We start from the raw sequence: 4,487 nt of genomic DNA, 5'->3' as shown, positions 1-4,487 counted from the left end.
ATACTAATATCTGTAACATCTGTATTTTACAAAATATATCTAACAATTTGGGATATTAATTCAACAGTCTTTTTAATATTTTTGCGCAAATAAAATAATAGTTTATAGCTTATAATTTAAGAATTAAAACTGAAGTAAAAGCGAGTAATAAAGTAAACTAACAGGGGAAAAATTATGAAAAAATACTCACCAATCGCTCTATCATTATTATTGATGTCTTGTTCGAGTAATCCTGAGATTACTAAACTTGGGCCTGGAGTTATTAAGTCTGAACAACAGTTGATAAGCAAAGAACAAATGAAAAAAGATGAAACTAAAAAAGATGTTTTAGCAGGAGCAGGCATGGGAGCTGGTTCAGGAGCAGCTGTCGGAGCAGGAACAGGAGCTTTAATAGGAGCAGGAACAGGAGCTTTAGTTGGAGCTGGTGGAGGCTATATTTATGTTTCAAATAAAGATGATATTATAGGTAAATATAAGTATGAGGTTTTACAAGATGGTAAAACAAATCCTGTAACATTTGAACAGTTCCCTGATCGAGATTATTTAGTTGGTGAAAGAATTGATCTTTATAAGAGTGAATATAAAGGAGAGAAAACTTACTTTATTAAATCTTTAAATGAACAGCCTAAATAATTTTATAAATATATAAGTTAGTACATTTTAGGTATTAAAATAAAAAAGTGATATTTGACTAGAAGATTAAATGAGGATATTAGTACTATTAGAAGTCCTTACTAGTAGCGTATAGGAAAAATTTATTTCTCAACTTTAAATGTTGTACCACAATATGGACAAGTATTTGTCTTCTTATCTTTGAGGTCTATATACACTCTTGGGTGTAAGTTCCAATTTTCATGATATTTTGTTGGGCAACATACTCTCTCACCAGGATGGACTTTAATAATTCTTTGTTCTTTTTTCATTTTTTAGATGTTACAAGTCTTATAGGTGTGTAAATTTTAACAAAAATATAGATAAATTAATAATACAAAAACAAATATAAATCACTTATACTTAAGGCGTTATGCAAAAAACAAAAGGTTTTGACATATGAAAAGGTTATATAATGCAAATATGTCAGCAAAAGTGTCTCGTTCAAAATGGGATATTTTAGCTTTATCAATAATACTTTTAATCCTATGTATCTTTGTGTGGTCAACCTCTAACTTAGGGGGCGCAGTTGACTATACTAATCAAGCAAGTGTTGAAAAATATTCAGAAATCTCACTAAACTTATGGTTGTTGCCTTATTATACGGCAGAAACAACTATTAGAATGTTTATTGGTTTAGGAATTTCTTTATTAATTACATTTATATTTGGTACATGGGCAGCAAAAAGTAAAAGAGCGGAAAGTCTAATTATACCTGTTGTTGATATCTTACAGTCAATACCAGTATTAGGATTTTTTGCTATAACAGTAACAGGATTTTTAGCATTATTTCCAACTTCTTTATGGGGGGCTCAGGCGGCTGTAATCTTTGGGATTATCACTGCTCAAGCTTGGAATATGATACTTAGTTTTTATCAATCTTTAAAAACTGTTCCTAAAGAATTAAATGAAGCAGCAGAAATGTATCAGCTTTCTCCATGGCAAAAATTCTGGAAAGTTGAAGTACCGTTTTCAATGCCTGGTTTAGTCTGGAACACTATGATGTCAATGTCGGCTAGTTGGTTTATGATAGTAGCCTCTGAAACTATAATAGTTAATTTTAGTGCTTCTCAATCAATACCTATAAATCTATCAGGTATTGGATCATTTATTGATGCTGCTAATAATGCACAAAGTTTTGGAGCAGTTGGAGCAGCTATATTTACGATGTTAATAACAATAGTGCTTTATGATCAACTTTTATTTAGACCATTGGTTGCATGGTCTGAGAAGTTTGTAATAGGTGACAATCCTTCGGAAGCTCATAGTAAGTCATGGTTCTTGAATATTTTACAAAAATCTATAGCTGTTAAAGTTATTACATCGGTTTTGGCTAAAGTTTCTAATAAAGTAGTCAATATTAAAGTATTTAAAAAAGATCTTGATAAGGCATATGATCGAAAAACCCATCGTAAGGCTGAGAAAACAGAGAGTGCGTTTAAAAGAATTTTATGGAACATAATTATTACTGTTGTTGTTCTGCTTCTACTGTATTCAATGTATGAGACTATTTATGCAAAGAACCCTAATATAGGTATAGAAGAAACTCTTAAAGTTTTTATGTATGGTTTATTTACAGGCGCTAGAGTTGCTGTTCTTATACTTATTACATCTTTAATATGGGTTCCTATAGGTATTTGGATTGGCTTAAGACCAAAGATAGCTCAAAAAGTTCAGCCTTATGCCCAAATGGCAGCAGCTTTCCCAGTAAACGTTTTATATGGGGTATTTGGTACATTAGTTGTGATGTTTAATTTACATTTTGATATTTGGTGTATTTTACTAATGGCACTTGGAACACAGTGGTATATTCTATTCAATGTTATTGCAGGAGCATCAGCTATACCAGAAGAGTTAAAGTTTGCTGCTACAAATATGCAGCTTAAAGGAATAGCAAAGCTTAAGAAATTTCTAATACCAGCTGTTATGCCATATTATGTTACTGGGGCAATTACAGCTGCTGGGGGATCTTGGAATGCTAGTATTATCAGTGAATATATAAACTGGGGTAAGGATTCTGTGATTCAAGCTTCGGGCCTGGGAGATTATATTACAAAGTATACCAACATGCCTGGTGATCATACGGCAAATGTTCTTTTAGGTGTAATTGTAATGTGTATTTTAGTTGTAGCATCAAATAAGTTATTTTGGCGCAGATTATATAACTATGCAGAAAATCGTTTTAGTATGAATATGTAAAGCATAGGGGAGTTTTAAAAATGAGTAAAAAAATATTTACAGTAGAAAATGTTAGTAAAGATTTTAATATTAAAGGAGGACACTCTCTTAAAGTATTAGATAATATAAACTTTACTCTTCATGAACGTGAAATAGTTGCATTACTAGGAAAATCAGGTTCTGGTAAATCAACTTTATTAAGAATAATAGCGGGCTTATTAAGCCCAACGAATGGAGATGTACTATATAGAGGTAAAAGGGTTTCTGCTCCAGTACCTGATATTTCGATGGTTTTCCAAAGTTTTGCTCTTATGCCGTGGCTGACTGTATTACAGAATGTTGAGCTAGGTCTTGAGGCGCGTAAAATAAATCTTAAAGAACGTAGAGAAAGAGCATTAAAAGCTATTGATATGGTTGGTCTTGATGGTTTTGAAAATGCATATCCTAAAGAGTTATCTGGAGGGATGAAGCAACGTGTTGGTTTTGCAAGAGCTTTAGTTCTTGAACCAGATGTTTTACTTATGGATGAACCATTTTCTGCTCTTGATATTCTTACGGCTGAGAACTTAAGAGAAGATTTACTTGATTTGTGGGAAAATAATGACGCGATGAAGGGAATCTTATATGTTACTCATAGCATTGAAGAAGCTGTTTTAACTGCAGATAGAATAATAATATTTGGGAGTAACCCTGGCTTTATTCGTGGGGAGCTGAAAATAAACATTCCTCATCCAAGAAGTTCTCAAGATCCGGTTGTTGCGAATCTTGTAGATCAAGTTTATCGTATGATGACAACTGCTCAAACAAAAGAACTTTCAGAACGTATGAATAAGAAAACAGCTATGACAATTGGTTATAGATTGCCAGATGTTGATATTTCTGAAATGAATGGTCTCTTAGATGAGATGGCAGAAATTAAAAATGTTGATGCTGTTGACTTACCTCAGCTTGCTGATGAATTACATCTAGATATTAATGATTTATTTCCGATTATTGAAATTCTTTCTATTTTACGTTTTGCAGAAGTTTCAGATGGTGATATTAAAATGACTGCAATGGGACGTAAATTTATTGATTCAAATATTGATGATAGAAAGTTTATTTTTGGGAGATTATTCTTAAAGTATATTCCTCTTGCTAGCCATGTTGTTAAAGTTTTGAATGAAAGAGAAAGTCAATCCGCGCCTAGAAGTAGATTTTTAGCAGAGCTTGATGATTATTATCCAGTAGATATCGCAGAAAGAGTTTTTGATACCTTTATTGACTGGGCTCGTTATGCAGAGCTTATCAATTATGATGCAAATACGGGTGTTATTTCATTAGATGAGAATGCTGCTGAATATATAAAGAAAATGTAGTTTTTAGCTATTAAAATTTGATAAGTTTTATCAAAATTTAATATTTAGAATACATCTTGTTTGAAGTAATTTATAACGATTGTTAGCGATATGAACTACTATTGTGAGATTTGTTCTAATACTTCTAGTAATTTTCATAATCCCAAATTGTTTATTAGCAGCTGATAGCTCCTCTTCAGAAGAAATAAATCAAGAGCAACTTTCAAAGAATGACAGAGAAAGTTTATTAAAGACTGTTGAATAAATCTTTCAATTTCTATGAATAGGAATATTTTTGCTATTTTTAGTAAAAACTTAGCC

Annotated in this window: 4 protein-coding genes; 3 read left to right on the top strand and 1 reads right to left on the bottom strand. The window is 31.8% G+C overall.

All coding sequences use genetic code 11. From position 1 onward, the window contains the following. The first annotated feature begins 174 nt into the window (after nucleotides 1-174). On the top strand, nucleotides 175-633 hold the full coding sequence (locus R8535_RS10635) for a hypothetical protein (RefSeq protein WP_329499092.1): 459 nt from the start codon (nucleotides 175-177) through the stop codon (nucleotides 631-633). 122 nt (nucleotides 634-755) lie between these two features. On the opposite strand, the gene R8535_RS10630 is transcribed toward R8535_RS10635, so the two are convergent. Beyond that, nucleotides 756-923 (bottom strand): zinc-finger domain-containing protein, encoded by a 168-nt coding sequence (locus tag R8535_RS10630; protein ID WP_329499094.1) that lies wholly within the window; start codon nucleotides 921-923, stop codon nucleotides 756-758. A 127-nt stretch (nucleotides 924-1,050) separates the two neighbouring features. Here R8535_RS10630 and R8535_RS10625 point away from each other — a divergent pair, with 127 nt between their 5' ends. After that, complete coding sequence (locus tag R8535_RS10625) at nucleotides 1,051-2,850, top strand: ABC transporter permease (protein ID WP_329499096.1); 1,800 nt, start codon at nucleotides 1,051-1,053, stop codon at nucleotides 2,848-2,850. Nucleotides 2,851-2,870: 20 nt separating this feature from the next. Next, entirely contained in the window at nucleotides 2,871-4,187 is a 1,317-nt protein-coding gene (locus tag R8535_RS10620; protein ID WP_329499098.1) for an ABC transporter ATP-binding protein, read from the top strand. Nucleotides 4,188-4,487: the final 300 nt, after the last annotated feature.

This window comes from Francisella sp. 19S2-4 (genome assembly GCF_036281795.1).
Lineage (GTDB): Bacteria > Pseudomonadota > Gammaproteobacteria > Francisellales > Francisellaceae > Francisella.
Note: the sequence above shows the minus strand (reverse complement) of the source record. Positions and strands in the feature narration are given on the sequence as shown.